This window comes from Mesorhizobium shangrilense (assembly GCF_040537815.1).
Lineage (GTDB): Bacteria > Pseudomonadota > Alphaproteobacteria > Rhizobiales > Rhizobiaceae > Mesorhizobium > Mesorhizobium shangrilense.
In genome coordinates this window covers 4,981,964-5,008,894 of sequence record NZ_JBEWSZ010000001.1, presented here as the reverse complement: position 1 = coordinate 5,008,894, position 26,931 = coordinate 4,981,964, and the positions used below count along the sequence as shown (strand labels likewise).

Annotated in this window: 23 protein-coding genes and 1 tRNA gene; 12 read left to right on the top strand and 12 right to left on the bottom strand. The window is 64.0% G+C overall.

Features of this window, described 5'->3' with window-relative positions; all coding sequences use genetic code 11:
- Window positions 1–37 precede the first annotated feature (37 nt).
- The 3 genes from ABVQ20_RS24125 to ABVQ20_RS24115 are packed head-to-tail and all read left to right on the top strand — an operon-like array spanning window position 38 to window position 5,827.
- Window positions 38–1,084 (top strand): ImuA family protein, encoded by a 1,047-nt coding sequence (locus tag ABVQ20_RS24125; protein ID WP_354461976.1) that lies wholly within the window; start codon window positions 38–40, stop codon window positions 1,082–1,084.
- Entirely contained in the window at window positions 1,026–2,507 is a 1,482-nt protein-coding gene (locus ABVQ20_RS24120) for a DUF6504 family protein (RefSeq protein ID WP_354461975.1), read from the top strand. Before ABVQ20_RS24125 ends, ABVQ20_RS24120 begins: the two co-directional genes overlap by 59 nt.
- Window positions 2,504–5,827, top strand: a complete 3,324-nt coding sequence (locus ABVQ20_RS24115; protein ID WP_354461974.1) for an error-prone DNA polymerase — start codon at window positions 2,504–2,506, stop codon at window positions 5,825–5,827. Before ABVQ20_RS24120 ends, ABVQ20_RS24115 begins: the two co-directional genes overlap by 4 nt.
- Before the next feature lie 260 nt (window positions 5,828–6,087).
- Here the strand turns inward: ABVQ20_RS24115 and ABVQ20_RS24110 are convergent, their stop codons facing one another.
- The 4 genes from ABVQ20_RS24110 to ABVQ20_RS24095 all read right to left on the bottom strand — a co-directional run bounded on the left by ABVQ20_RS24110 (window position 6,088) and on the right by ABVQ20_RS24095 (window position 8,848).
- Complete coding sequence (locus tag ABVQ20_RS24110) at window positions 6,088–6,330, bottom strand: Trm112 family protein (protein WP_354461973.1); 243 nt, start codon at window positions 6,328–6,330, stop codon at window positions 6,088–6,090.
- 69 nt (window positions 6,331–6,399) lie between these two features.
- The gene (locus ABVQ20_RS24105; protein ID WP_354461972.1) at window positions 6,400–7,071 is read right to left on the bottom strand and encodes an LON peptidase substrate-binding domain-containing protein; all 672 of its coding nucleotides are present in this window, start codon (window positions 7,069–7,071) and stop codon (window positions 6,400–6,402) included.
- 180 nt (window positions 7,072–7,251) lie between these two features.
- Complete coding sequence (trxA, locus tag ABVQ20_RS24100; RefSeq protein ID WP_354461971.1) at window positions 7,252–8,247, bottom strand: thioredoxin; 996 nt, start codon at window positions 8,245–8,247, stop codon at window positions 7,252–7,254.
- A 103-nt stretch (window positions 8,248–8,350) separates the two neighbouring features.
- Window positions 8,351–8,848 (bottom strand): prolyl-tRNA synthetase associated domain-containing protein, encoded by a 498-nt coding sequence (locus tag ABVQ20_RS24095; RefSeq protein WP_354461970.1) that lies wholly within the window; start codon window positions 8,846–8,848, stop codon window positions 8,351–8,353.
- A 255-nt stretch (window positions 8,849–9,103) separates the two neighbouring features.
- Here ABVQ20_RS24095 and ABVQ20_RS24090 point away from each other — a divergent pair.
- Window positions 9,104–9,178: transfer RNA gene (locus tag ABVQ20_RS24090), tRNA-Gly, on the top strand.
- A 78-nt stretch (window positions 9,179–9,256) separates the two neighbouring features.
- On the opposite strand, the gene ABVQ20_RS24085 is transcribed toward ABVQ20_RS24090, so the two are convergent.
- The gene (locus tag ABVQ20_RS24085; protein WP_354461969.1) at window positions 9,257–10,618 is read right to left on the bottom strand and encodes an aminotransferase-like domain-containing protein; all 1,362 of its coding nucleotides are present in this window, start codon (window positions 10,616–10,618) and stop codon (window positions 9,257–9,259) included.
- A gap of 96 nt (window positions 10,619–10,714) precedes the next feature.
- On the opposite strand from ABVQ20_RS24085, the gene ABVQ20_RS24080 reads away from it, so the two are divergent.
- Genes ABVQ20_RS24080 through ABVQ20_RS24060 form a run of 5 tightly spaced genes read left to right on the top strand, consistent with a single transcriptional unit; the run spans window position 10,715 to window position 14,944 of the window.
- Window positions 10,715–11,416, top strand: coding sequence for an aspartate/glutamate racemase family protein (locus tag ABVQ20_RS24080; RefSeq protein WP_354461968.1), 702 nt, complete (start codon window positions 10,715–10,717; stop codon window positions 11,414–11,416).
- A gap of 25 nt (window positions 11,417–11,441) precedes the next feature.
- Entirely contained in the window at window positions 11,442–12,320 is an 879-nt protein-coding gene (ehuB, locus tag ABVQ20_RS24075) for an ectoine/hydroxyectoine ABC transporter substrate-binding protein EhuB (RefSeq protein WP_354461967.1), read from the top strand.
- A 5-nt stretch (window positions 12,321–12,325) separates the two neighbouring features.
- Window positions 12,326–13,003, top strand: a complete 678-nt coding sequence (gene ehuC, locus ABVQ20_RS24070) for an ectoine/hydroxyectoine ABC transporter permease subunit EhuC (protein WP_354461966.1) — start codon at window positions 12,326–12,328, stop codon at window positions 13,001–13,003.
- Entirely contained in the window at window positions 12,993–13,646 is a 654-nt protein-coding gene (ehuD, locus tag ABVQ20_RS24065) for an ectoine/hydroxyectoine ABC transporter permease subunit EhuD (protein WP_354461965.1), read from the top strand. The genes ehuC and ehuD overlap by 11 nt, the downstream gene beginning before the upstream one ends.
- Window positions 13,647–13,699: 53 nt before the next feature.
- A complete protein-coding gene (locus tag ABVQ20_RS24060; protein WP_354461964.1) occupies window positions 13,700–14,944 on the top strand; it encodes a M24 family metallopeptidase in 1,245 nt (414 codons plus the stop codon).
- Window positions 14,945–15,206: 262 nt separating this feature from the next.
- Here ABVQ20_RS24060 and ABVQ20_RS24055 read toward each other — a convergent pair whose 3' ends face one another.
- From ABVQ20_RS24055 to ABVQ20_RS24035, 5 genes are all read right to left on the bottom strand, one after another.
- A complete protein-coding gene (locus ABVQ20_RS24055; RefSeq protein WP_354461963.1) occupies window positions 15,207–16,649 on the bottom strand; it encodes an amidase in 1,443 nt (480 codons plus the stop codon).
- Window positions 16,650–16,858: 209 nt separating this feature from the next.
- A complete protein-coding gene (locus ABVQ20_RS24050) occupies window positions 16,859–17,944 on the bottom strand; it encodes a Gfo/Idh/MocA family protein (protein ID WP_354461962.1) in 1,086 nt (361 codons plus the stop codon).
- A gap of 262 nt (window positions 17,945–18,206) precedes the next feature.
- Window positions 18,207–19,364, bottom strand: a complete 1,158-nt coding sequence (locus ABVQ20_RS24045) for an ABC transporter substrate-binding protein (RefSeq protein ID WP_354461961.1) — start codon at window positions 19,362–19,364, stop codon at window positions 18,207–18,209.
- 75 nt (window positions 19,365–19,439) lie between these two features.
- Window positions 19,440–20,288 (bottom strand): ABC transporter permease, encoded by an 849-nt coding sequence (locus tag ABVQ20_RS24040; RefSeq protein ID WP_354461960.1) that lies wholly within the window; start codon window positions 20,286–20,288, stop codon window positions 19,440–19,442.
- Complete coding sequence (locus ABVQ20_RS24035) at window positions 20,285–21,112, bottom strand: ABC transporter ATP-binding protein (RefSeq protein ID WP_354461959.1); 828 nt, start codon at window positions 21,110–21,112, stop codon at window positions 20,285–20,287. The genes ABVQ20_RS24040 and ABVQ20_RS24035 overlap by 4 nt, the downstream gene beginning before the upstream one ends.
- Before the next feature lie 355 nt (window positions 21,113–21,467).
- Here ABVQ20_RS24035 and ABVQ20_RS24030 point away from each other — a divergent pair, with 355 nt between their 5' ends.
- Together ABVQ20_RS24030 and ABVQ20_RS24025 are read left to right on the top strand one after the other, a co-directional pair.
- Window positions 21,468–22,397 carry a MurR/RpiR family transcriptional regulator gene (locus ABVQ20_RS24030; RefSeq protein WP_354461958.1) on the top strand — a complete coding sequence of 310 codons (930 nt, stop codon included), beginning with the start codon at window positions 21,468–21,470 and terminating at the stop codon, window positions 22,395–22,397.
- 207 nt (window positions 22,398–22,604) lie between these two features.
- On the top strand, window positions 22,605–24,395 hold the full coding sequence (locus ABVQ20_RS24025; protein WP_354461957.1) for an NAD(P)-binding domain-containing protein: 1,791 nt from the start codon (window positions 22,605–22,607) through the stop codon (window positions 24,393–24,395).
- A gap of 157 nt (window positions 24,396–24,552) precedes the next feature.
- Here the strand turns inward: ABVQ20_RS24025 and ABVQ20_RS24020 are convergent, their stop codons facing one another.
- Entirely contained in the window at window positions 24,553–25,788 is a 1,236-nt protein-coding gene (locus tag ABVQ20_RS24020; protein WP_354461956.1) for an amidohydrolase/deacetylase family metallohydrolase, read from the bottom strand.
- A 28-nt stretch (window positions 25,789–25,816) separates the two neighbouring features.
- Window positions 25,817–26,182, bottom strand: a complete 366-nt coding sequence (locus ABVQ20_RS24015) for a RidA family protein (RefSeq protein ID WP_354461955.1) — start codon at window positions 26,180–26,182, stop codon at window positions 25,817–25,819.
- 207 nt (window positions 26,183–26,389) lie between these two features.
- On the opposite strand from ABVQ20_RS24015, the gene ABVQ20_RS24010 reads away from it, so the two are divergent.
- Complete coding sequence (locus tag ABVQ20_RS24010) at window positions 26,390–26,875, top strand: hypothetical protein (RefSeq protein ID WP_354461954.1); 486 nt, start codon at window positions 26,390–26,392, stop codon at window positions 26,873–26,875.
- The last annotated feature ends 56 nt before the right edge of the window (window positions 26,876–26,931 follow it).

Genomic DNA, 26,931 nt, shown 5'->3' with positions numbered 1-26,931 from the left:
ACATAACAGGAACAATTGTGAGTGGAAGCTGACCGTCATGGCGATGACCGCCGTGGCGCGGGAAACTGTTTTTGCCCTGCGCCGCCAGATCGCGAAAATCGAGGGAACGCTGCCCGAGCGCCTGGAGGTGCCGGTCGGCGCGCCTGTTGACGCCGATCTTACTCTCAAGGCCGATCTCACCTTTGTCCGGCGCGGCCTTGCCGTGGCGCCACAGGACGCGTTTCTGCAGACCGGCGCCACGCGTCTCGACGGTGCCTTGAGCGGTGGACTGCCGAAAGCCGCCCTGAACGAGATCCATGGTACTGAAACCCGCGATGCCGGAGCCGTCGCCGGTTTCGCTTTGTCGCTCATAAGCCTGATCCTCAAGCAGGGGCCGCGACTGCCCGTGCTGTGGGTCGGCACATCGGAGATTTTCCACGAGGCCGGCTTTCCCTATGCCAGGGGGCTTCATTCGCTCTTCGGCATCGAGCCTGAACAGCTGCTGTTCTCCGAGGCGCCAAAACTGGTCGATGCGCTGTGGGTGACCGAAGAGGCCGCCCGGATGACGGCGCTCGCCGCCGTCATCCTCGAAATCCGCGGCAACCCGCAACGGCTGGATCTCACGGCGACGCGCCGGCTGCACGCCCGGGCGCAGAATGCCGGCCGGCCGGTGTTCCTGCTGCGGCAGGCCGCCGAACCCGAACCGACGGCGGCACCCGTGCGCCTCATCCTGTCGCCGGCGCCAGCAACCGCGCGCGAGACCATCGCCGGGCCGCTTGCCGGCTCGATCGGCCGCCCGGCCTTCACCGTCACCATCGGCAAGAGCCGTACGGCCTTGCCCGGACAATTCACACTGGAGTGGAACCCCGATGAACACTGCTTCGAGGAAAGATGGCCCCAGAAAGGACGGACAGAGAAAGGACGGGCAGAGAATTCTGTCCCTGTGGTTCCCGCATCTCGGCGCGGAAAGGATCCTGCGGCAGCGGCTGGGGCGGTCCTGGCGTTCCCGGCCATCGGATCACCCGACGCCATCTCATCCACCGCTCGTGATCAGCCATCGCCAGGGGAACGCGCAGCGCATCTCAGCCCTCGACGAGCGGGCTGAAGCGCTTCACCTGAAGCGCGGCATGGGCATCGCCGACGCGCGCGCCATGCATCCGTCGATCGACATCGTCGAGGCCGATCCGGAGGCCGACCGGCGCCTGCTCGAAGGCCTTGCCGACTGGTGCGACCGCTACACGCCACTGGTGGCGCTGGACGGCAGCGACGGCCTGTTCCTCGACGTCACCGGCTGCACCCATCTTTTCGGCGGCGAACGCGCCATGCTGGACGACATCCTGTCGCGCTTCTTCCACCAGGGTTTCGATGTCCGCGCCGGACTTGCCGCGACGCCGGGCGCTGCCTGGGCGGCGGCACGCTTTTCCGGCGACCGCATCGTCGCTGGCGGCGGGGAGGAGGAACTGCTCGCGCCCTTGCCGCTGGCCGCACTGCGCATCGAGCCGGCGATCCGTGACAGTCTGGAGAGCGTCGGCCTGCGCACGGCGGGCGCCGTCATGGCGACGCCGCGCGCACCCCTTGCCCGCCGCTTTGGCGCCTCCCTGCTGTTGCGCCTCGACCAGGCGCTTGGCCGTCTCGACGAGGCGGTGTCGCCGCGCCTTCCCGTCGCGCCGCTTTCCGTCGAACGCCATCTTGCCGAGCCAGTCACCCTGACCGAGGAGATCGAACGACTGGTGGGCATGCTGGCGACGACATTGAAGAGCGACCTCGAACGACGCGGCGAGGGCGCCAGGACGCTGGCGCTGCTGCTCTTTCGCGTCGACGGCGCCGTCAGCCGCATTGCGCTGGGCACCTCACGGCCGATGCGCGAACCCATGCTGATCCAGAAACTGTTCCATGAACGGCTGGCCGCGCTCGAGCAGGATATCGATGCCGGCTATGGCTTCGATCTCGTGCGCCTGTCGGTGCTGTCGGCCGCCGCCTTCGACATGCAGCAGGCCGATCTGACCGGCGAGGTGACCGATGACGGCGCCGATATCGCTTTGTTCGCCGACCGCATCCGCGCCCGGCTCGGCGAGAGCGCGGTTTTGAAGCCTGTTCTTGTCGAGAGCCATTTGCCGGAGCGCGCCGTCGCCACGATTCCCTTTACCGAAGCGCCACGAAAAACCACGCCACCGAAAAAGCCGGACAGGATAACGACGCCCGTGCCCACGACCGTGTTTCGGCAGGAGCGGCCGATCCGGCTTTTCCGTTCGCCCGAACCCGTCGAGGTGCCGGCCACCGAAATGCCCGAGGGTCCGCCGCTGAATTTCCGCTGGCGCCGCGCGCTCTACAGGGTCACGCGTGCCGAGGGGCCGGAACGCATCGCGGCCGAATGGTGGCGTGAGGCTTCGAGCGACGAAGCGGCATCGACGCGCGACTATTTCCGCATCGAGGATGCCGATGGCCGCCGCTACTGGCTCTATCGCCAGGGCCTCTATGGCGGCTCTCAAGCCGCGCCGCGCTGGTTCATGCATGGGGTGTTCGCATGAACGCGCTGACCGTCATTCCCTATGCCGAGTTTGGCATCCAGTCGAATTTCTCTTTCCTGCGCGGTGCCTCCAAGCCGGAGGAGCTGGTGGTCGCGGCCAAGCTCCTGGGATTTTCCGCGATCGGGCTCGCCGACCGCAACACGGTGGCTGGCGTGGTGCGCGCCTGGCAGCAGGCCAAGGTCGAGGCGCTTGCCTACCACCCCGGCTGCCGGCTGGTCTTTGGCGATGGCACGCCCGACATCCTCGCCTATCCCAGGGATCGCAAGGGCTGGGGTCATCTGTGCCGCATGCTCACCCAGGCCAATCTGCGCGACGAAAACGAAAAGGGCGCGACCCTTCTCGAACGCAGCGACTTGCTCGAATGGGGTGATCTCATGTCGCTGGCGGTCCTGCCTGATCTGACGGCGGACGCGCAAGACAGTCTCGCTTTGCTTCGCCAGCTCAAGAGCCGCTTCGGTGGGAACCTGCGGCTTGGCGTCTCGCCTTGCTATGCGGGCAATGACCGTTTCCGGATCGAGCAGGCAGCGGCGATGGCGGACGTTACCGGCATTCCGCTGATGGCGACCAACGACGTTCTCTACCACACGGCGGAGCGGCGCCCCTTGCAAGACGTGCTGACCGCGATCCGCCTCAACACGCCCGTCGCCGAGGTGGGGCTGGAACTGACCGCCAATGCCGAGCGCCATCTGAAGCCGCCGATGGAAATGGCCAGGCTTTTCCGCCGGCATCCGCAGGCGTTGGCCGAAACCTTGCGATTTGCGCAAGAGCTGACTTTTTCGCTCAGTAACCTCCAGTACAACTACCCGGACGAACCGACGGAATCGGGCCTCGGCCCACAGGCCGAGCTGGAAAGGCTGGCGCGGGAGGGAGCGGTCAATCGCTATCCGGCAGGTGTGCCTGAATCCGTGACCAAGCGCATCGAGGAAGAACTCGCTCTCATCGAACGCCTGAACTACGCGCGTTACTTCCTGACCGTCTACGACATCGTCAAGTTCGCCCGCAGCCAGGACATTCTCTGCCAGGGGCGCGGTTCGGCCGCCAATTCGGTCGTCTGCTTCTGCATTGGCATCACCGAAGTCGGGCCGGAAATAATCGATTCCCTTTTCGAGCGCTTCATTTCCGAGGAGAGGAACGAACCGCCAGACATCGACGTCGATTTCGAACACGAAAAGCGCGAAGCCGTCATCCAGTACATCTACGAGAAATACAACGCCAAACATACGGCGCTGGCCGCCGCCGTCATCAGCTATCGAGGCCGCTCGGCGTTGCGCGAAGTGTCGAAGGCCATGGGCCTGTCGGAGGACGTCAGGGCGTCCCTGTCCGGCTCGATCTGGGGCTGGTCGACATCCGAGCTTGGCGAGAAGGAAGCAAGGGCCGGCGGCCTCGACCGCACCGACCCGGTATCGCGACATGTGATGGAGCGCGCCAACGAGATCATGGGCTTTCCCCGCCATCTGACTCAGCATGTTGGTGGCTTCGTCATCACCAAGGATCGGCTCGATGAGATCGTGCCTATCGTCAAGACGGCGATGGATCAGCGCAAGATGGTCGAATGGGACAAGGACGATCTTGACTCGGTGAAGATCCTCAAAGTGGATGTGCTGGCGCTCGGCATGCTGACCTGCCTCCAGCACGCTTTCACCTTGCTCACAGACCACTATCCGAAGGCGCGGGACCCATACGGGCAACCCTATGTGTTGGCCACCTTGCCCGCTGAAGACAAACGCGTCTACGACATGATCTGCCGCGCCGACACGCTCGGCGTCTTTCAGATCGAATCGCGAGCGCAGATGTCGATGCTGCCGCGCCTCAAACCTGAAAAGTTTTATGACCTCGTCATCGAGGTCGCAATTGTGCGGCCAGGTCCGATCCAGGGCGACATGGTCCATCCCTACCTACGTCGTCGGCAAGGCAAGGAAGAGGCCGAGTATCAAAAGCCAGAGCTGGAAGCGATCCTCAAGAAGACGCTTGGCGTGCCGTTGTTCCAAGAACAGGCGATGAATATCGCCATTGTTGCCGGTGGTTTCAAACCGGGCGAGGCTGACGAATTGCGCCGTGCCATGGCCACCTTCAAGCGCACCGGCACCGTTGGCAATTACCGCCAACGCATGGTCAACGGCATGGTCGACAAAGGCTACACGAGAGACTTCGCCGAGCGGTGCTTCAAGCAGATCGAAGGCTTTGGCGAATATGGCTTTCCCGAAAGCCATGCCGCCTCCTTCGCCCTGCTCGTCTATGCCTCGTGCTGGTTCAAGACCTTCTATCCCGACGTGTTCTGCGCCGCGATCCTGAACTCGCAGCCGATGGGGTTCTACCAGCCGGCGCAGCTGGTGCGCGACGCGCGCGACCATGGCGTCGAGATCCGTGACGTCGACGTCAATCTCTCCGTCTGGGATTGCACCTTGGAAAAGACCCCCTTCGATCCGTCGCGCATCCTCGCGCGCCATGCCGAAATGCGCGGCGTTATCGAGACCAGCCATGCGCTTCGGCTCGGCTTTCGGCAGATCAAGGGACTTTCCAACGAGCGCATGGAGCTGTTCGTCACCAGGCGTGGCGATGGCTACGAGTCCGTCCGGGATGTCTGGCTGCGCTCCGGCCTTGATGTCGACGAAATCGAAAGGCTGGCCCAGGCCGATGCCTTCCGCTCGATCGGCCTCGACCGCCGTGACGCCCTATGGGCGGTCCGCGCGCTCGACCGCAAGAGTGCCACCGAAACCCTGCCGCTGTTCGACCAGCCGGCGATCCGCCTGCGCGAGCTGGAGCCCGAGACGAAGCTTCCCAAAATGCCGCTCGGCGAGCATGTCATCCACGACTACCGCTCGCTCGGACTGTCGCTGAAGGCCCATCCGGTGGCCTTCCTGCGTGAGCGGCTTGACCGGACCGGTGTCACGCCCAATGCGAACCTCCCATCCGTACGCGACGGCAGGCGTGTCTCGGTCGCCGGCCTCGTGCTGGTGCGGCAGCGCCCCGGCAAGGGCAATGCGATCTTCCTGACGCTGGAGGACGACAAGGCCGTCGCCAATGTCATCATCTGGCCAAGGGTCTTCGACCGCTATCGTCCCGTCATCATGGGGGCCAGGTTCATCCGCGTCACCGGCAAGCTGCAGTCCGAATCGGATGTCATCCATATCGTCGCTGACAGGATCGAGGATCTGACGCCCTGGCTGACCGTGCTTCTGGAGAAGGTCAGCGGGGCCAGACAGTTGAGCCCTGACCACTCCAGCCAACCGGCGCTACGCAACGCGCCGATCAAACAGGATCTCGCAACGCTGTCTGAAGAGGCGGAAAGCGTCATGCCCAAGGGGCGCAATTTTCAGTAGGAAGGCCCATTCATCGTCCCACGGCGGAGCGAACACCGAGCGCGCCGGCGATCCTTCGCCCCCCTCTGTCCTGCCGGACATCTCCCCCACTTGGGGGGAGATCGGCAGCTCCGCCGTCTGGCTCGTCTTTCAACATTGGAGATTGGCGAAGCGGGGATGACAGCTGATCTCCCCCCAAGTGGGGGAGATATCCGGCAGGACAGAGGGGGGCGCTGTCCCGCCAACCTCTGTAGCTTCTACATTGTGGCGACGCTCGAATTTCAGGACGGTCCGCTCAAGCGCGGTGGCGACAGCACATCTTCCGCCGAAAGCACCCGCGCTTCCGAGGGCAGCATGATCGGAATACCGTCGCGCACCGGATAAGCGATCTTGGCGACCCTCGATATCAGCTCGCCGCGCTCCGGATCCCAGGCCAGCGGACCCTTCGTCAGCGGACAGGCCAGCAATTCCAGCATCCTGGGATCGACACTGGCCCTCTTACCGTCACGTCCATCCGCCGCCATCATATCCTCTTCACAGCCGGGCCTAGCCTGTGTCAGGTCAGGCCGGTATCACCTGAAGCCCAAGACATCTTACTGCAGGCTCGAGCCGAAATCCTCATTCTCGCGCGCCAGCGCCATTTCGGTGATGGCGATCAGCGTTTCGGCGCGCGTCTTCAGGTCGGGCGCTTCGAGCAGTGCCTGCTTCTCGGCCGGTCCGTAGGGAGCCATCATCGACAGCGCATTGACCAGCATGGCGTTTTCGGCGCGGCTGACGCTTTCCCAATCGGCCTCCAAGTCGTTGGCCTGCAGATAGGCGCGAAACGCCTTCAACAGTGCCGGCCGGTCCACCTCTGTCGCCGCCGGATCGTCGCCAAGATCGGTGAGGAAGGGCGCAAGCCGGCCCTGGCGAAACGGTGTCTTCACCGCAAGTTCCTGCGCGATGCGGAACCGGCACACGCCCTGCAGCGAAATCAGGTAGCGGCCGTCACCACTCTCGGCCATGGAAATGATGCGCCCGGCACAGCCGACATTGCATAGTTCCGGCTCGCCATCCTCGCGCAGGGCCCCATCGAGGCTCGGCTGGATGATGCCGATCAGCCGCGACCCGGCAATGGCTTCATCCACCATCTGCAGATAGCGCGGCTCGAATATGTTGAGCGGTATGCGGCCGCCCGGCAGCAGCAACGCGCCTGTCAGCGGAAAGATCGGGATCGTCGACGGCAAATCCGTACCGAGCCGGTAATGCGCGTTTCCCGCTTGCACCTCAATCCTCCGATTGCTTCCCCAGAAGCCGCCAAATCCGGAATTGCGCCGTCGCAATCCGACAGGCGCACGCTGTTCACAAGGAAAAGAACATGGATCAGTCCGACCTGATCCAGCTTCTAATCTGGCGCGCCCACCGCCGGGCGCAAGGCCATCAGGCAAAAACAACCGTAATCCGGCTCAGGAAAACAGCAGCGCCGACAATTTCCGCCGCGCCGCAAGCGTCGCTTCGTCAGTCATGCCCCAGGCCTCGAACAACTGCAGCAACTGCGTTCTGGCGCCGTCCTCGTTCCAACCCCGGTCGGCCTTGATGATCGCCAGCAGATTGTCGGCGGCGGCCGTGCGGTCTCCGCCAGCGTTCTGGATCATGGCGAGATCGAAGCGCGCCTGATGGTCTTTGGGGTTTTCCGCCAGACGCCGCTCGAACTCCGCCGGATTGCCAAGCGAGGCCGCCTGCGCGGCAAGCGCCATCTTGGCGCGCAACGCGGCAAGCAGCGGGGCATCCTTCTTCGCTTCCGGCGCCCGCGCCAGGAGCTCTTCGGCGCCTGCGACATCACCGGCTTCGAACAGCAAATCCCCCAGGCCGGCGATCGCCTCGATTGTCTCCGGCGCCTGTTCCAGGATCGCGTCGTAGATGTCGGCCGCGGTCTGCATGTCGCCGGCGGCGCGCGCTTCGGCCGCAGCGGCCAGGGCGTCGGCGACAGCAGGCGCACCATTGCCTTTGCCGCCCACCTTGGTGATGAACTCGGCGATCTGGCTCTCCGGGATGGCGCCCATGAAGCCGTCGACCGGCTGGCCGTCCTTGAAGGCAATAACAGCTGGAATGGACTGGATGCCAAGCTGGCCGGCGATCGAGGGATGGTCGTCGATGTTCATCTTGACCAGCTTGACCTTGCCGCCGGCGGCCTTGACGGCCTTCTCCAGCAGGGGGGTCAGCTGCTTGCACGGTCCGCACCAAGGCGCCCAGAAATCGACCAGAACCGGCTGACGGCGCGATTCCTGGATGACATCGGCCGCGAAAGCCGCCGTCGTCGTGTCCTTGATGACGTCGGCTGGCGGCGCGTCGCCAAGTGCGACCTTCGCGCGGGGAGCCTCGGCTCCCCCATACTGCACGGTGGTGGCATACTGACCGCCACTATTGCCAAATGGGCCGCCAAACTGATTGTTGTCACTCATCTCGTCACCCTTTCGGTCGCGCCACCGGCCAATGGATCGGCGCAACGTCCTTCTTTAGAAGCCAGTTTTCCGCCATCCCGGTTTTCCACCACCCATGTGGCGATCACGCCGAGACTTTCAAGATAGCAGCATCATGCCCGGTTGCCTTGACGAATTTGAGAAGGTCGTCGGCGCCAATCGAGGTCGTCGCCTCATTGGTCAGCGGATGCGCATTGATGAGCGAATGCGTCATCAACTCCTCATCGAGGATGAGTTTCACCCTCTGCTCGGTGTCGTTGATCACGCCGAAAACAGTCACCGCTCCCGGCACGACGCCAAGCAGCTCCATCAGCATTTCCGGCTTGCCGAAGGACACTTTTCCGGATGCGCCGATCAGGTGATGGATCTGCTTGAGGTCGACCACGGCCTCCTCGCCGACGGTGACGAGGAAGAAATTGTCCTTCTTGTCCTTGAGGAACAGGTTCTTGGTGTGGCCACCGGCGATCTCGCCGCGCAGCGCCTGCGAATCAGCGACCGTGAACAGGGGCGGGTGGCGCATCGTCGAAGCGTCGATGCCAAGTTCGGCGAGAAAGGCGAAAAGCTCGGCTTCGGTCTTCGGCATCGTTCCGCTTCCATGTCACGGTTTTATCTGCGCCGCCGCATGGTCTGCTCGACGCTTTGCACTATCGCCGTTTACGGCCAATGAGGCCGCCGAGACAAGACCGTTAGCCAACGGCGCTGCGATTCCGCCCAGGCGGGACCACGCGGGAGCGTGTTTGCCAGGTTTGCACAGGCTGAAAAAGCCTGCGATTTCCCTGTTGCAATCGCCGCGCTCTTCAGCCATATAGGCCCGGCTTGCGGCGGAAACGTCGTGTGAGCGGGTGTAGCTCAGGGGTAGAGCACAACCTTGCCAAGGTTGGGGTCGAGCGTTCGAATCGCTTCACCCGCTCCAGTTTCCTTCGGGGAACCAAGTATCGAAAAGCCGCGGTTCGCCGCGGCTTTTTCGTTTCTGGCGATCATCACTCGCTTTTCATCCCCCTCGCAGCACGGTCCTGCAAACGGTCAGAGCCGACTGAAGCGCGGTTTCGCTGTCGATCGTGCACAGGCTGAGGCGCACGACGTTCTGCCGGCCGCCGGGGTCTGCCGACATTTCGGAACTGGGCAGAACGGCAACGCCCTGCTGCTGCATGTGGGCGCTGAACTGCTCGGACCGCCAAGGTTCGGGCAATCTCAGAAGCAGGTGCAGCGCGGCGTCATGCGTGACAATGTCGAACTCGCCCAGGATCTGCCTGGCGATATCCTGCCGTCGCCCCGTCATCGCCCGCTGCCGCTCGCAGAGCCTGCCAGCGGTGCCGTCGAGTATCCAGTTTGCCGCGATCTGGCCAAGCAGGGGCGATGTCATCCAGGTCGACACCCGGATGGCATTCAGCGCGTCGGCCCGCAGCGACGCTGGCATCAGCAGATAGCCGATGCGCAGGCCCGGTGCCACGGATTTTGACAGGCTGGTGCAGAAGCAGGTGCGTTCGGGCGCCATGGCTGCCAGCGGTGCAGGGCGGTCCGGCTGCCGCAGAAGCGGCCCGTAGACGTCGTCCTCGATGAGGATAAAACCGAAACGCCGGGCGATCTCGACGATCTGCCTGCGCCGCTCCACGGGCATGGTCGCCAGGGTCGGGTTCTGCAGGTTTGGCACCACGACCAGCGCGCGCGGACGCTCGCGTTTCACCATGGCTTCCAGAACGTCCGGGCGCAGGCCGCCGGCATCCAGCGGCACCGCTCCGATGCGCAGGCCCAGCGCCCGGCAGGCGCCGATGATGGCGGGCGAGGTCAGTTCTTCCAGCAGCACGAGATCGCCCGGACGCGCCACGGCAAGCAGCGACACGAAGACGCCGTGGATGGCGCCCGAAGTGATGAGAAGCCGCTCCGGCGCGGTCTCGACGCCGAGATTTCTCACCCAGGCGGCACCCCCAGCCAGATGGCTGGGATGCGCGCTGTTGGGATGATAGCGCAGCAGATCCGCCGAATAGGGCAGGGAGCCCAGCGTCTCGAACGCCAGGCGAAGCTCGTCGTTGGAGGCGGAAGGAAACGGAAAGTTCGAGCTCATGTCCAGGGCATCGACGCCGCCCGACTGGGGCCAAGGCATGCGTTCGGGCACCGAGAGCATGCGCACGAAGGTTCCCCGGCCGACCTCGCCGGCGACGATCCCCATCTCGGCGGCAAGATCATAGGCCTTGGAAACGGTGGAGAGGTTCATCCCCAGGCGCGCCGCGAGCGCCCTGCGCGGCGGCAGTCGGGTTCCCGGCAGCAGCGTCCCCGACCGCGCCGCCTCCGCGATCGCGTGGGCAAGGGCGACATATTTGGGCCCGGAAGCCGGAAGAATTTCGGGTGTCCACATTGAATGCCACACAATCCGATCAGGAGTCACTCAATCATTATCATTGTCTGGTATCTGGGAGAACCTTTACGCTCCGGCGACGAAAAGGAGATGGGAATGCGTAGGCTTGGCCTGATTGGCGGAATGAGTTGGCAAAGCACGGCGATCTACTATCGCCATCTGAACACCATCGCGCACCAGCGGCTTGGCGGCCTGCATTCGGCTGACATCATCCTGCGCTCGCTGGATTTCGCTGATATCGCGGAAAAGCAGCACAAGGACGATTGGGACGGAGCGGCCGAAATGCTGGTCGCGGCCGCGCGCGACCTGGAACGCGGCGGCGCGGAAGCGCTGGTGCTCTGCACCAACACCATGCACCTTCTCGCTGACCGCATCGAAGCGGCCTGTTCCATCCCGCTGATCCACATCGCCGACGCCACCGCTGGCGCCATCAGGCAGACGTCCTCCAAGACACCAGCGCTGCTGGCCACCCGTTTCACGATGGAACGCGCCTTCTATCGCGACCGTCTTGTCGAGAAACAGGGCATCGCGACGATCGTCCCCGACGAGGCTGGCCGGGCGACCGTGCACAGGATAATCTACGAGGAACTCTGCGAGGGTGTTGTCACCGCCAGCTCCAAACAGGCATATCTCGACGAAGTGACGCGTTTGCAGGCTCGCGGCGCCGATGGTGTGATCCTTGGATGCACCGAGATCACCATGCTGATCGGGCAGGACGATTTCGACATTCCGGTTTTCGACACGACCTGGATCCATGCCAAGGCGGCGATGGATTTCGCGCTGGGCGAGAAGAGTTGAACAACAGCAGAAAGGAATACGTATGATGAGAAGCGTATTGGGCAGGCTGAGCTACGGGTTCCTGGCGGCCGCATTGTGGACCGTGGCCCCGACAACGCAGGCGATGTCGGCGACGGCATTCGAGACGGCCAAGCAGACGGGCACCGTCACCGTCGGCCTCGCCAACGAAAAGCCTTACGCCTATATCGAAACCGACGGCAAGGTTACCGGCGCCATCGTCGAGGTGCTGCGCGCCGCACTCGAGCCGCTGGGCATCACCAAGATCGAAGCCAACGTCAACGAATTCTCGGCGCTTGTTCCCGGCGTCATGGCCGGCCGCTTCGACATCATCGGCGCCGGCATGTATGTCACGCCGAAACGCTGCGAAAGCATCGCCTTCACCAATCCGTTGACGCAGATCGCCACCGTCCTCGCCACCCATGCCGGCAACCCCGGCAACATCCATTCGCTCGAGGACATCGCAAAGTCGTCGACGCTGAAGGTCGGCAGCCAGCTCGGCACCGCGCAGGTTGATGACCTGCACCGCGCCGGCATACCCGACAACAGGATCGTGCTGTTCTCGCGCGACACCGAAGGCTTTTCCGGGCTGCAGGCCGGGCGTGTCGATGCGATCTATTATCCGGCACTGGAAATAAGCGAACTGATCGCCAAGACCGGCGCCAAGGATGTCGAGCGCGTCGAGCCGTTCACCATTGCCAAGGGCGCCGACGGCAAGCCGCTGCTCAACTTCCAGTCGCTTGGCCTGCGCAAGGAAGACACCGATTTCATCGAGGCGCTCAACAAGCAGATCGCCGCCTTGCGCGCCTCGGGCAAGCTCGCCGAAATCCTGAAACCGTTCGGCTTCAGCGCACAGGACCTGCCGGCTGACGGCGTCACCGCCGCCGCCATCTGCTCGGGTTCGTAGCCCCGGTGACGGACAGCTTCGCCAAGCTGGCCGAACTCATGCCCCTTCTGCTGGAGGGGGCATGGGCGACCTTGCGGATATCGGCCATGTCGCTGGTCGCGGCCATGGCCGTCGCCTTCCTGATCGGCATGGCCAGGCTGTCCGGCCTGCGGCCGCTGCGCATCGGCGCCGTCATCTTCGTCGAGTTCTTCCGCGGCACCTCGCTCTTGGTGCAGCTTTTCTTTCTCTACTTCATCCTGCCGCTTTATCACATTCGGCTGGGTGCCGAGACGACCGCGGTGCTCGGCATCGGCCTCAACCTCGGCGCCTACGGCTCGGAGATCGTCCGCTCGGCCATCGCCAGCATCGGCATAGGCCAGTATGAGGCGGCACGCAGCCTTTCGCTGCCCCGCTGGATCACCTTCTCGAAAATCATCTTTCCGCAGGCCATGCTGATCATGCTGCCGAGCTTCGGCAACCTGGCCATCGAGATCGTCAAGGCCACCGCGCTTGTCTCGCTCATCACCATCACCGAACTGACCCAGACCGGCCACAATCTGATCAACGCCACCGGCGACACGTCGCTGGTCTGGCTGATCATCCTGGTGATGTATCTCGCCATCAACACGCCGCTGAATCTTCTCGTGTCCTGGGCGGAAAAGCGCGCCGGCCGCTTCAAGCAGGGGAAATCGCGTGTCGTTTGATTTCGGCTTCGCGCTCGGCATCCTGCCGGTCCTGCTGCAAGGCGCCGTGCTGACTGTGCTGGCGACGATCGGCGGCTTCGCCGGCGCGCTGGTTGGCGGCGCCATCGTCGCGACCATGCACCGTTCCGATATCAAGGCGCTGCGTTTCCTGGCGATCGGCTTCGTCTATGTGATCCGCAACACACCGCTTCTGGTGCAGCTCTATTTCGTCTTCTACGTGCTGCCGTCCTTCGGCATCACCATCGGGGCCCTTTCGGCCGGCATACTCGGCCTGTCCCTGCATTATTCCGCCTTCATCGCCGAGGTCTATCGCGCCGGCATCGGCGCGGTGCCCGTGGGCCAGTTCGAGGCCGCCGACGCGCTTGGCCTCGGCACCGTCCAGAAATGGGCGCTGGTCATCGCGCCCCAGGCAGTCAAGCCGATCCTCCCGGTGCTCGGAAACTATCTGATCGGCATGTTCAAGGAGACGCCGATCCTGGCGACCATCACCGTCATCGAACTGTTTGGCGCCGCGCAGGATGTGGCGGGCAAGACCTATCGCTACAACGAGCCCTACACTCTGGTGGCGCTGATCTTCCTGGCCATCAGCATTCCCTGTTCGCTGCTTGTCAGGCGGTTAGATAGCACCCGCAAGGGCGCCTAGATGCAAAGACCCGCAAGAACGCCGCCGCATTGGCGGCGTCGGAAAGGAACCTCATGACCGACTTTGTGGATCGTGAACGCGCGACGCGGCTGATGGAGCACGCGGGGATAGAGGCGCTGGTACTTTGCGAGCCCGAAGCCTTTCAGTACGCGACCGGAGCATGGATCGGTGCTGCCGGTCTGTTCCGGCGGGCAGGGGCGGGCTTCGTCGTCATTCCCAGGAGAGGCGACCTACCGATCGGCGTGGTCGTGGCCGATTTCTACGCGGCGCAACTGCGGGCAGCGTCCCCGGATGCTCTCGTCTACACCCATCCCATCTGGATCGAATCCGCACCTTTCGAGGCCTCGACATCAGGGCATTCGCTGGGAGAGCGCATCGAGGCCGGGCTGATCTCGCTTGGTCGGGGCCTAGACTTTTCCAGGCCGGGCACTTTCGAGCTCGCCAACTCGGCCGTACAGCTCAAGCGGATCCTCGGCGAATTCGGGCTCGACCGCGCGACGATCGGCATCGATCTGGATTTCGTGTCCGCGACTGACTTTTCGGCGCTGCAAACGATGCTGCCGGACTGTCTGATGATCAATGGCTCGCCGGTTCTCGACAGGCTGCGCGCCATCAAGTCGCAGCGAGAAATCGACCTTCTCCGGCAAGGTATCGTCCTGTCCGAGGCCGGCTTGGTGAGGCTGCGGGAGCGTGCGGCGCCAGGCATGCGCCAGTCGGACCTTGTTGCCCTCTACAGGGAAGGCGTGGCCGGTGCGGCGGCGGGATTGTCCCACCCCGTCTCGACGGCGGAGTATGTAACGCTCGGCGCCCATGCCAAGGGCGCCGACGCGGTTGCGGCAACCGGCGATCCGCTGAAGTGCGACATGGTCTGCACGCTCACTGGCTACGCGGCCGACATGTCGCGCAATTTCGTCTTCGGGCCGCCATCGGCCGATCAGGCCGAATTGCACGCCATCGCCGAAAGAGCCTTCGAGGACGGACTGGCGCAACTGATGCCTGGCAAGCCGATTTCGGGCGTGCACCGCGCCGCCACCGAGAGCCTGGCGCGGCAGGGCCTGCGCTCTTATCGCCGTGGCCATTTCGGCCATGGCGTCGGCCAGTCGGTGTTTTCCGAGCAATGGCCGTATATCGCCGCCGATTGTGATGCCGAGATCGAAGCCGGCATGGTGCTGGCGTACGAAATACCGCTCTACATCAACGGTCTCGCCAGCTTCAATCTCGAGGACCAGTTCCTGATCACGCCGGACGGGCCGGTCTCGATGAACCGGCTGCCGAGGCGGCTGGAGATCATCGGGTAGCGAAGACGGGTTGGCGCTTGTCGTTGTTCATCGCGAGGCAGTGCTCTATGGCGCCCCCTCTGCCCTACCGGGCATCTCCCCCACGAGGGGGCAGATCGCTGTCGTGACCGCTTTCGCCAATTTTCAACGCAGCAAAAAGAAAGGCCGGCGCCGAAGCCGCCAATCTCCCCACCTGTGGGGGAGATGTCCGGCAGGACAGAGGGGGGCGCCGCAGAGTGCGACGGTGGATATTGGCTCTCTGCCCCATCACCGTTCCGCGCTATCAAGCACTCATCGCCGGTCGCTTATCCTTCCAGGGCATGTCCTGCTCCAGCTGCGCCGACGCCGCCAGCACCGTCGCCTCGTCGCCATAGCGGCCGACCAACTGCACGCCGATCGGCACGCCGCCTTTGGACCAGCCGAGCGGCAGCGAGATCGCCGGCTGCCCCGAAATGTTGAACGGGAAGGCGAAGACCGAGTCCGCCCATTTGGCGTTGTAGCGGTCGATGTCCGTTTCCGACATGTCGTAATAGCCGAAGGGCCGGGGCAGTTGCGTCAGCGTCGGCGTGATGAAGAGATCATAGGCCGAGAGATCGCCGACGATGGCGCGGCCGACCTGCCTGAGCTGCTCGACGTCTGAAATGTGCCGGGTGCCGCTGGTCGAACGCCCGCGCTCGATGATCGCCCAGGTCACCGCTTCGACATCGGCTGGCGTCACCGGCCGGCCGATCACTGTTTCAAGATAGTCGAAGGTCGCCGCCGTCTGCACGCAGGTCATGTTGGTGTAGGTCGCCCAGACCGCATCGGCGTCGAGCGGCATGTCGTGTTCCTCGACATTGTGGCCCAGACGCTCCAGCGCGGCCACGATTGCCAGCACCGCCGCCTTCACCTCCGCGTCGATGGCCGTGCCGTTTGGCGGCGTGACGGAAAACCCGATGCGCAGCTTCTTCGGCGCCCGCGCCAACAGGCTGAGCCAGGAGCCGTCGGGGACCGGCGGCGTGTAGGGGTCGCCCGGCAGCGCGCCGGCCACCGCGTCGAGATAGGCCGCGGTATCGCGCACCGTACGCGAGCAGCACAGGAAATAGGCGCCGCCATACCAGTAATCACCAAACGGCGCGAGACTGACACGGCCGCGCGACGGTTTCAGCCCAACGATGCCGCAGCACGACGCCGGGATGCGGATCGAGCCGGCGCCATCGCTGGCCTCGGCGATCGGCACCATGCGCGAGGCGATGGCCGCCGCTGCCCCACCGCTCGAACCTCCCGGCGTGATGCCTTCCTTCCATGGGTTCTTCGTCGTGCCATAGAGTTTTGGCTCGGTGGTGATCGACCAGCCATTCTCCGGCGCGTTCGACTTGCCGACCAGCACCAGCCCGGCCGCCTTCATGCGGCGAACCACCTCGGTGTCGAAGTCGGCGATGACATCCTTCAGGTAGAAGGAGGAATTGGTGTTTGGCGCGCCTGCCCAGGAGGAGGCCAGCTCCTTGAGCAGGAACGGCACGCCGGCGAAAGCCGATGATCTGTCGACCGTATCCGCCTGCGCGCGCGCCATGTCATAGAGGCGATGAACCACCGCGTTGAGCGCCGGGTTCAGCCTTTCGATCATGGTGACGGCACACTCGACGAGCTCGGCCGGCGAAACCTCGCCCCGATGCACCATACCAGCGAGATCCAGCGCGTCGGATTCCGCGTAGGTTTCGAGGAAGCTTTCCGATATCCCAGCCATGTCTCTCTCCCTTGGCCGATAGCTTTGCGTTGATGTCTATTCCCGAGCAGACTGTGTTCGAGGATCGGCCCCCTCGCCCAGCCTCCGCTTCGCTCGGCTGACCTCGCCCCGAGGGGAGAGGAGATTGTCGATGCCAACCTCTTCTCCCCGCCGGGGAGAAGATGGCCGCGAAGCGGCCGGATGAGAGGCCTGCCAGCAACCGGATCGCGTCAGAGGTCGACGGTGCGCCCCAGCGCGATGCTCTGCTCGGCGGCGAGCACGATGCGCAGGCTGTTGACCGCCGCGTCCATCTGCTCTGTCAGGTCGAGATTCTCGCGGATGGCGCGCAGGAAAAAGGCCTGCTCGCGATCGCAAAGCTCCTGGTGGCCGGGCTCGTCCTCCATGCTCACGATCTCGTTGGGCCTGGAGAAATTCTTGTCGCCGTCCACCGCGGCATAGTGGATCTTCAGCGCATCGGTCTTGGTGTGCCGGTCGATGTCGGCCGAGTTGGAAACCTCGGCATCGGTGGCTGCGCTCGCCTGCTGGCCGGCGACGATCGACACCGCGCCCTTAGGCCCGACCACATCCTTCACGAAATAGGCGGTCTCGCTCATCATCGGACCCCAGCCCGCCTCGTACCAGCCGACCGAGCCGTCATCGAAGGTGACGTGCAGATGGCCGTAATTCTGTTTGTCGGCTTCCGCCCAAAGTTTCGCGCCGATACCATGCACGCGCACCGGCTTGGCGCCGGTCAGCTGGCACATGACGTCGACATAGTGCACGCCGCAATCGACGATCGGGATCAGCGAATCGATCAGGTTCTTGTGCCAGTGCCAGGCGCTGCCACTGCTCTGCTGGTTGAGGTTGAGCCGCATCACCAGCGGCTTGCCCAGCGTCTTGCCGACCTCGATGAACTTGATCCACGAAGGATGGACGCGCAGGATGTAGCCGAGCACCAGCTTGCGGTTCCTGGCCCGCGCGGCCGCGACGACCTTCTCCGCATCCTCGATGTTGGTGGCCAGCGGCTTTTCCATGAACACATGGCAATTGGCTGCAATCGCCTTCAGCGCATATTCGGCATGGCTGTTCGGCCAACTGTTGATGGAAACGGCGTCTGGTTTGGTCTCCTTCAGCGCCTGGTCGAAATCCTCGTAGAGCGGATAGCCGGCCAGTTCCGCCGGGATCTTCGTGCTGCTCTTGATCGAGCGGCTCATGATGCCGACGATCTCGAAACCCTCTGAGCGGTGATAGGCGCTGGCATGCGATGCGCCCATATTGCCGAGACCCACCACCAGCACTTTTACCTTGTCGGACACCGCCATCTCCCAATTGTTGATTGAATCTCGGGCGACGACGCTGCCGCCCATATTGCTTCGTCCAGAGCAAATCACGTCAGGTTGGCGCCGCCCCTCATTGCCCTGCCGGGCATTTCTCCCCGTATAGTGACGGGGAGAAAGTGGCTGACCGCAACGTTAGCGATTGGCGAAATCATCGATGAGAGCGCTCCTCGCCCCGTTTACGGGGAGAGGATGCCGGCAGGCAGGTGGGGGGCAGCGCTGGCCTCGACAATTGCAGTCCCTACTTAACCGCCGAGTCGAACAGATGCGCCTTGATCTTCTCTACATCGAGCGCGGCAAAGCCTTCCGACAGTTTTGCGCCGTCGGCGTCGGCCTTGACCTTCGCCTTGTCGAAGTCGTTGGCGGCAGGGATCAGCTCGTTGGTGCAGACATCCTCGGCCTTCACCGGATTGGTGATCTGGCCGATCTTGTGGATCTCATCGAAGAAGCCCTGCCAGCTCGCCATGTCGTGCGAGCCCCATCCGCCGCGCTTGTCCATGTCGCCGCGGAAGACGTTGATCTGCTGCAGGATCGAGGTGGTGCCGAGCTCCGGCCCGAGATTCTTGGCCAGCGTCGGGAACTGCTCGAACACCGCTTCGACGGCCGCGCGCGGGTTCTGGTAACCGAACTCAAGCCCCATCGCCCAGCCGCGCAGGTACTTTTCCAGGAAGGCCTTCTTGTCGGCATCCTCGAGATCGGCGGCGCGCACGACGAAGGTGTTGGCCGGCAGCTTCGAATGCTCGACGCCCAGCCAGTATTCGAAGTCGAGGCCCTTGGCGATCCATTCGGCGCGCAGCCCTTCCCACGACAGGGCGGCATCGCCCTGGCCGCCGGCAAGCGCGGTACCCCAGGTCGGCCAGCCGGCCTCGACATATTTGACCTTCTTGATGTCGACGCCTTGTGCCGCCAGCAACGGATCGGTGATCGCCTGCCAGGCAGCGGAACCGAGCAGGATGGTCTTGCCTTCCAGCTTCTTCAGGTCGTTCGATCCTTCGCCCTTGCGGAAGGCGATGCTGAACGTGTCGCGCGCGCCCATATGGAACACCGATTTCAGCTTCATGCCGTTCTGGATGGCGAAGGAGAACACGCCGGGCGAGGGGAAGCCCATGTCGGCCTGCCCGACATCGACGAACTTCACCGTCGCCGTGCCGTCCGAGGGGCCCGGCTGCATGTCGGTGTCCAGCCCATCAAAGTAACCGGCCTTCTTGGCCGCCCAGTAGGGATAGTCGTCGAGCACTTCGAGCGTGCCGCGCGGCGAGATCCAGGTGAACTTTCCATAGGCTTCGGCCTGTGCGCGGAAGCCGGAAGCGCCGAGCGCCGTTGCGGTCACCAGGCCGGCGCCGGTGACCTGCAGGAAGTAGCGGCGGTTCATTCCTCCGATCGAATTTTCATTTGCCATGATGATATTCCCCCTTTTGTTGACATGGTTTCCGGGCTGACGCCCGCTTCCCGGGCGCCATCACTCACTTCCGCTCTATGCCTCCCAGCTCGCCCACTTCTTGCCGATCAGGAAGAAGAGCACGTAGATGAGGATGCCGAGCGTCGACAGGATCAGCACCACCGCGAAGAACTGCGGCATCTGGATCATCGACGAATAGGTGGTCAGCCGGTTGCCGAGGCCGAAGCCGCCGCCGACCATCTCGGCGCCGACAGCGGTCAGCAACCCGAAGATCGCGCCGATCATCAGCCCGACCAGGATCATCGGCAGCGCCATAGGCGCGCGGATCTTCCAGAAGATCTGCAAGGTGCTGGCGCCATAGGAACGCGCCAGCGCGATCTTGGCACTGTCGACGCGGCGGAAGCCCGTGGCCGCGTTGATCATCACCATCGGCCCGGCGGCCAGCGCCACCGCGATGATGCGCGGCGTGTAGCCGAAGCCAAAGCGCAGGATCAGCAGCGGCACCAGGGCCAGCATCGGCGTGGTGACCAGGAGCAATATGTACGGCGCAACGATCTTCTCGGCGAAGGGAAACTGGGTGATGACGGCGGCCATGACCAGGCCGACGATGGCACCGATGGTGAAGCCGGAGACCAGCTCGACCAGCGTGTAGCCTAGATGCGGCGCGATCAGCGGAAACTCGTCGAACAGCGCGTAGGCGATCGAGCTCGGCGGCGGCATGATGTATTGCGGCACATGGAACAGCCGCAGCGCCAGTTCGATGCCGCCGATGATGATCACCGCCACTGCGATAATGGCCATCACCTCCGCGCCCGACTTGATGCCGGGCCCGCTGGCGAAGGCCGAAAGATTGGTCAGGCTGACATCGCGGCCATCGCCGGATTTGGACTTCGAGAATTCCGGAATCGCGTCGCCTCCGCTCACGGCCTGATCCTCACGATTTCGGCGCTTGCGCGCTCCTGCGCCTTCGGTGTCGTGCGCCCGCCGACGATGTCCATCTTGATCCGGTTGGTGAGGTCGAAAACCTCCTTCGTCGCCATGATCTCCATCGAGCGCGGCCGCGGGAACGGAACAGCATATTCCCTGGCCACGCGTCCCGGCCGGGCGCTGAGCACCACCACCCTGTCCGAAAGGAAGATGGCTTCCTCGATGCTGTGCGTGATGAAGACGATGGTGGTCTTGGTATCCAGCCAGATCTCCTCGACCAGCCGGTTCATCTCCTCGCGGGTAAAGCTGTCGAGCGCGCCGAACGGCTCGTCCATCAGCAGCACCGAGGGTTTCAGCGCCAGCGCCCGCACGATCGCCGCGCGTTGCTGCATGCCGCCCGAAAGCTCGCGCGGGAACTTGCCGCCGAAGCCGTCCAGCCCGACGCGGTTGAGCAGATGCGCGATCCAGGCCCGGTCCGGGGTCTCGCCCTTGATCTCGAAAGGAAAGCGGATGTTGGCGTCGAGATTGCGCCAGGGCAGGAGGTTCGCTTCCTGGAACACGATGCCGATATCGGGATGCGGGCCGGTGATCGGCTTGCCGTCCAGCCGGATCTCACCGCTGGTCAGGCCATGCAGGCCCGACATCGACCACAAAAGGGTCGTCTTGCCGCAACCGGAAGGACCGACGATCGAGACGATTTCGTTGGCGCGGATGTCGAGATCACAGCGGTCCAGCGCCAGCAGGTCGCCGGAGGCCGTGCGATAGATCTTGGTCGCGGCCTGCACGCCAAGCTTCGGGTTTTTGACATCGCCCGTATTCATCCGACCCCCTCGGAGATTGCGCGGCGATCCCATGGATCAGCCGTCTGCCGGATCAGTCTGTAACTATCCTACTTTCGTGTCAAGCGATGACCGATGTTGGCCGACAGCAAATAACCTGAGGCTAATGTAGTCGGTTGTTTTTGCGATATTTTCTCCATATTGAAAAGCTTGTTGCTTTCCTACATACTTCCGAAAACAAGCACCCGCAGTGCACGCGCTGGCGGCCAATACGACGGGCGACCGGGGCAGGATCCCGGGCGGCATGCCCGGCTCCCACACGATGGAGCGCGTGGAGCCTTGGCGTGCAAACATGGTAAGAGGCGAGGTTCAGAAACGTGGAGAAAGACGTGACCTCATGAGCGAAGCTGACAGTTCAGGCAGCGATCCGGACGGACGCGAGCATGTCAGGCGCATTCCCGACATCATTTCGCTGGTCAAGGATTCCTATGGCGAACTTCGCCCGGCCGAACGCCGTGTCGCCGACGTCGTGCTCAACGATGTCAGATACGCCGTCGATGCCTCCAATGCCGCACTCGCCCAGCGCGCCGGCGTCAGCGAACCCACGGTAACCCGTTTCTGCCGCGCCATCGGCTGCGAGGGCGTGCGCGACTTCAAGCTGAAGCTGGCACAGAGCCTTGTTGTCGGTGCGCTCTATCTGGACACGTCGCCGGCCACGACCAGCGATAATGATATGCCGTTCTGGAATGCCGTGTTCGGCGAGGCGCGCCGGGCGTTGCAGGAGGCGGAACGGCAACTCGATCCGGCGCAGCTGGAAAAGGCGGCCGAGCTCATCGCCCGGGCGCGCCAGGTCACCGTGTTCGGGCTGGGCGGCAGTTCTTCCGCGCTGGCGCAGGAAACCCAGTACCGGCTGTTTCGCTACGGCATCACGGTCAACGCCCAGTGCGATCCCTATTTGATGCGCATGACCGCCTCGACGCTGAAGCCTGGCGACCTGGTGATCGCCATTTCGGCCACCGGCCGCACGCGCGAGGTGATCGAGGCCGTGGAACTGGCCAAGCACTACCGCGCCAATTCGATCGGCGTGACGGCGCCCGACACCGACCTTGCCCGCGCCTGCGACGTGCGCTTGACCGTGGCCGTGCCCGAATATCCCGATACGCTGAAGCCGACGGCCTCGCGTTATGCCTTCCTGGCCATGATCGACCTGATGGCCGTCGCCGCCGCCTACAAGCTCGACGGCTCGGCCCGCGAGACCGTGCGCCGCATCAAATACAACGCCCAGATCCACCGCACCGGCAAGGAGATGGAGCCGTTGGGGGATTGAGGGCCTGACCTACCGGGCGCTTGCGCTGCCCCTCACCCTTACCCTCTCCCCGTGAGGAACGGGGAGAGGGGGTCGCCAACGTTGGCGCGCATCTCTTCTCCCCGTCACTATACGGGGAGAAGGTGCCGGCAGGCGGATGAGGGGCAGCGCCGAGTTCGACAGTTTACCGCCCGATACGGATTGGGCGCATTACAGGAGGGGGAAGAAATGCTCGACATGGCACCATCGAAGCAGGCGGCCGCATGGCTTGGGTCCTTTGCGCAGGCGCTCGAAACGCGCGACGTGGCGGCCGCGATCAGCCTGTTCGCCGATGATTGCTACTGGCGGGACCTGCTGACCTTCACATGGAACATCAAGACCATGGAAGGACACGCGGCGATCGAGGACATGCTTCGCGAAACGCTGGCAACGACGAAACCGGCCACTTGGGAGCTGTCGGGCGAAGCGACGTCGGATGACGGCGTCATCGAAGCCTGGTTCACCTTCGAGACGGCGTCGGCCTGGGGGCAGGGCCTCATGCGCCTGCGCGACGGCCGGTGCCGGACGCTGTTCACGGCGATGACCGATCTCAAGGGTTTCGAGGAACGCAAAGGGCCGGCGCGGCCGCTGGGCGTCCGCCACAAGGCCGATCCCAACCGCGAGACCTGGTCGGAGGCGCGGGCGCGCGAGACGCGCGAGCTCGGCGCCAGCGCGCAGCCCTATTGCCTGGTCATCGGCGGCGGCCAGGGCGGCATCATGCTGGGCGCGCGTCTGCGGCAACTCGGCGTGCCCACGATCGTCATCGAGAAGAACGCCAGGCCCGGCGATTCCTGGCGCAAGCGCTACCGCTCGCTCGTGCTGCACGACCCCGTCTGGTACGACCATCTGCCCTACATTCCGTTCCCGGAAAACTGGCCGGTGTTCACGCCCAAGGACAAGATGGGCGACTGGCTGGAAATGTACACGCGCGTCATGGAGCTCAACTATTGGGTCGCCACCCAATGCGTCAGCGCCAGCTATGACGAGGCCGAAAAGGTCTGGACGGTCGTCGTCGATCGCGTGGGCCAGCGCATCACGCTGAAGCCGAAGCACATCGTCTTCGCCACCGGCGCCTATGGCCCGCCCCGGCAGATCGACCTGCCCGGTGCCGGCCAGTTCAAGGGCGAGTTGCTGCATTCCAGCCAGTATTCCAGCGGCGAGACATTTCGCGGCAAACGCGTCGCCGTTATCGGCGCGGCAAGCTCCGGGCATGATGTCAGCGTCGATCTCTGGGAAAGCGGCGCGGAGGTCACGATGATCCAGCGCTCGCCGACCACGGTGGTCAAATCCGACACGCTGATGGACGTCGGCTTCGAGATCTTTTCGGAGAACGCACTGGCGCGCGGCATCACCACCGAGAAGGCCGACATGATCGTCGCCTCGACGCCGTTCGCGCTGGTGCCCAAGGGCCAGCAGGCGCTCTATGACGTCATCAAGGCGCGCGACGCGGCCTTCTATGACCGCCTCCGCAACGCCGGTTTCGCCATTGATTTCGGCCATGACGAGACCGGCCTTTTGATGAAGGCCTACCGCACCGGTTCCGGCTACTACATCGATGTCGGTGCTTCCGAACTGATCATAGACGGACAGATCGGAGTGCGTAGCGGCGTCGCCATCGAGTCGTTGACGCCCACCGGCATCCTGTTCGAGGACGGCACCGAACTGGCTGTTGACGCCATCATTTCCTGCACCGGCTACCAGTCGATGAACGAGAATGTGGCCGCGCTTGTTTCGCGCGAGGTCGCAGACAAGGTCGGTCCCTGCTGGGGCCTCGGCTCCGGCGTCAAGGGCGATCCGGGCCCATGGCAAGGCGAGCTGCGCAACATGTGGAAGCCGACCGCGCAGGAGGCGCTGTGGTTCCACGGCGGCAATCTGGCGCTGTCGCGCTTCTATTCGAAATATGTCGCGCTGCAGATCAAGGCGCGCATGGAGGGTGTTGCGGCGCCGGTTTACGGGGAGCCGAGTAACTCCGGGCGGTAGAATCTCCCCCCTTGAGGGGGAGATGTCGCCGAAGGCGACAGAGGGGGTCGCCGCGCGTGAAGCGCCAACCTTGATCTGCCGCAAGGAGGTCGAGCCCGGTCGAACCGACCCCCTCTGGCCTGCCGGCCATCTCCCCCTCGAGGGGGGAGATCAGCTCTCACTCGTGTCGATGCCCGAAATGCCGGGCAGCAACCTCGACATGCGTGTGCTGCGCATGCGGCTCAAACCGCTCGGTCTCGCTGACATCGTTCACCGCCTCGTTCGGCCACCATGTGCCGCCGATGACGATCCCTTCCGAGACAAGCCTCTGCTCGGCAACCATCGACGCCCCAACCGCGTCGACGAAGGTGAAGCGGCCGGAGCGCATGCGCAGCAGCGCGACGTCGGCCACGCCGCCGACCTTGAGCACGCCGAGCTCCAGCCGCGCGATCGCTTCCGCAGGCCGCTGCGTGGCCGCGCGCAGCACCTCGACCAGCGGCATGCCGAGCGCCAAGAGTTTCGACATACAGACCAATATATCGAAGGCCGGCCCATCGACGCAGTAGAGATGCACGTCGCTGCTGATGACGTCTGGCGCCAGCCCATCCTTCAACATCGCCCGGGCGACTTCGAAGTCGAACGAACCCATGCCGTGGCCGAGGTCGAAGATGACGCCGCGCTCCCGTGCCAGCCGCATGTCGGGCCGTACGGCGCCGGAGGCAAAGACTGGCGCGTTGGGGAAGGGGCGGAAGCAGTGGGTGAGGATGTCGCCCTTGCGCAGGCGCGGCAGCACTTCCGAGCGGCCGGGCGGCGGCTCGTCGATATGCGCCATCAGCGGCAGGCCTGCCTGGTCGGCAGCCTCCAATGCGAGATCGACCGGCGCGATGCCGCTGGTGCCGCCGGCATGCTTGCCGGAGCGGACCTTGACGCCGACCACCACCTCGGCATGTTCACGCGCCGCCGCCACCACCTCGCGCGGTTCGCATAGCCTCAGATCGCTGCATTCGCCGACCGACACGGTCTGCGAGAAGCCGAAGATGCCGGCAAAGGAAATGTTGACATAGGCGAGGATGCGGACCTTCGACCGCTCCATGACATGGCGGCGAAAGCCGAGGAAATTGCCCGCACCCGCACTTCCCGCGTCGATGAAGGTGGTGGTGCCGCTCTTGGCCGCGAGGCGGTCGGCATCGACGCCGAGCGACGTGCCGCCCCAGTAGACGTGGCTGTGCAGGTCGACGAGGCCAGGCGCGACGATGCAGCCTGAGGCATCGATGACGCGCCCCGCGCGCTCGGCCGGGATATCGGCACCCACAGCGGCGATCCGGCCATTTGCGATGGCGACATCGCGCTGAGCGTCGACGCCGGACGCCGGATCGATCAGGCGTCCACCCTTGAGCAGCAGATCAATGTGCACGCGAGCCTCCCACCTATGCTTCGTCGTGTCAGAGAGGACGGTAGGCGACGGCTTCGACTTCGATCTTGATGTCGATCATCAGCCGCGACTCGACCGTCGTGCGTGCCGGCGGGTTCTTGGGAAAATGCCTGGCATAGACAGCGTTGAAGGCGCCGAAATCGCGCGCGTCCTCGAGCCACACCGTGGTCTTGACCACGTCATCCATCGTACAGCCGGCAAGCGCCAATGCGGCCTTCACATTGGCCAGCACCTGTTCGGTCTGCTCGGTTATGCCGCCCTTGACCACAATGCCGTCGCCGCCGACCGGCACCTGGCCCGAGACATAGACCGTGTCGCCGGCACGGACAGCGGGTGACAGCGGCACATGGGATGTTCCGAAGCATTGCTTGGGCAAGGGTATCCTCCTCTTGAATTGGCTAGACAGTGCGATCCTCTAGGCCTGTGAGCATGATCCTCATAGAGGCTTTGTTGGAAAGCAACATTTTTCGAGAATAATGTTGCTTTATTACAAGAGCCTCAGCATCTTGCGTGACAACCGACGTCATCGCAGACAACGAAGCCGGCCGTGCGGCCAGCATAGTGCCGGGCAGGAGAGAAAAGAATGACCTTCGACAAGAACCCGTTTCCCGCCGGCGACGGCGACCGCCACGCGCTTTGGGAGATGCTGGTGCGGCGCGACATCGACGCTTTCATCGGCCAGGACTGGTCGATGGTCGAGAATGATTTCGCGGCCGAAAGCTTCTTCGGCATGCACGCGCATTTCCTCAGCAATGCCGACGCCTGGCGGCTGCAGTTTCCGAGGCTCGAGGTCTATCGCGACGAATGGCTGCGCCAGGCCAAGGAGACGGCGGCAACGAAATTCGCCGAGCCGCTGCGCGAGGCGCTGTTTCGCGTCACCAATCTGCGCGACATCGATGTCGACGGCGACCGCGCCGTGCTGCACAAGAAATTCGACGGAACGGTCGCCAAGGCCGACGGAAGCGTCGACAGGCTGAAATGGCAGACGCTGTATTTCTGCCGGAAGATCGCCGGAAGCTGGAAGATCGCCGGCTTTGTCGGCTACATGCCCTATCCGCTGGGTGCCTAGGGCAATTCCCAGGAGACGTGAGAAACGGCGTCCGTCCGGAATTGCGTCAAATTGCG

What these genes read in the sequence shown, in the direction of transcription:
- ABVQ20_RS24125 (WP_354461976.1), top strand. Translation starts at nt 38, where the DNA reads ATGGCGATGACCGCCGTGGCGCGGGAAACTGTTTTTGCCCTGCGCCGC.
- ABVQ20_RS24115 (WP_354461974.1), top strand. Translation starts at nt 2,504, where the DNA reads ATGAACGCGCTGACCGTCATTCCCTATGCCGAGTTTGGCATCCAGTCG.
- ABVQ20_RS24110 (WP_354461973.1), bottom strand. Translation starts at nt 6,330, where the DNA reads ATGGCGGCGGATGGACGTGACGGTAAGAGGGCCAGTGTCGATCCCAGG.
- trxA (WP_354461971.1), bottom strand. Translation starts at nt 8,247, where the DNA reads ATGAGTGACAACAATCAGTTTGGCGGCCCATTTGGCAATAGTGGCGGT.
- ABVQ20_RS24095 (WP_354461970.1), bottom strand. Translation starts at nt 8,848, where the DNA reads ATGCCGAAGACCGAAGCCGAGCTTTTCGCCTTTCTCGCCGAACTTGGC.
- ABVQ20_RS24085 (WP_354461969.1), bottom strand. Translation starts at nt 10,618, where the DNA reads ATGTGGACACCCGAAATTCTTCCGGCTTCCGGGCCCAAATATGTCGCC.
- ABVQ20_RS24080 (WP_354461968.1), top strand. Translation starts at nt 10,715, where the DNA reads ATGCGTAGGCTTGGCCTGATTGGCGGAATGAGTTGGCAAAGCACGGCG.
- ehuB (WP_354461967.1), top strand. Translation starts at nt 11,442, where the DNA reads ATGAGAAGCGTATTGGGCAGGCTGAGCTACGGGTTCCTGGCGGCCGCA.
- ABVQ20_RS24060 (WP_354461964.1), top strand. Translation starts at nt 13,700, where the DNA reads ATGACCGACTTTGTGGATCGTGAACGCGCGACGCGGCTGATGGAGCAC.
- ABVQ20_RS24055 (WP_354461963.1), bottom strand. Translation starts at nt 16,649, where the DNA reads ATGGCTGGGATATCGGAAAGCTTCCTCGAAACCTACGCGGAATCCGAC.
- ABVQ20_RS24045 (WP_354461961.1), bottom strand. Translation starts at nt 19,364, where the DNA reads ATGGCAAATGAAAATTCGATCGGAGGAATGAACCGCCGCTACTTCCTG.
- ABVQ20_RS24035 (WP_354461959.1), bottom strand. Translation starts at nt 21,112, where the DNA reads ATGAATACGGGCGATGTCAAAAACCCGAAGCTTGGCGTGCAGGCCGCG.
- ABVQ20_RS24030 (WP_354461958.1), top strand. Translation starts at nt 21,468, where the DNA reads ATGAGCGAAGCTGACAGTTCAGGCAGCGATCCGGACGGACGCGAGCAT.
- ABVQ20_RS24025 (WP_354461957.1), top strand. Translation starts at nt 22,605, where the DNA reads ATGCTCGACATGGCACCATCGAAGCAGGCGGCCGCATGGCTTGGGTCC.
- ABVQ20_RS24010 (WP_354461954.1), top strand. Translation starts at nt 26,390, where the DNA reads ATGACCTTCGACAAGAACCCGTTTCCCGCCGGCGACGGCGACCGCCAC.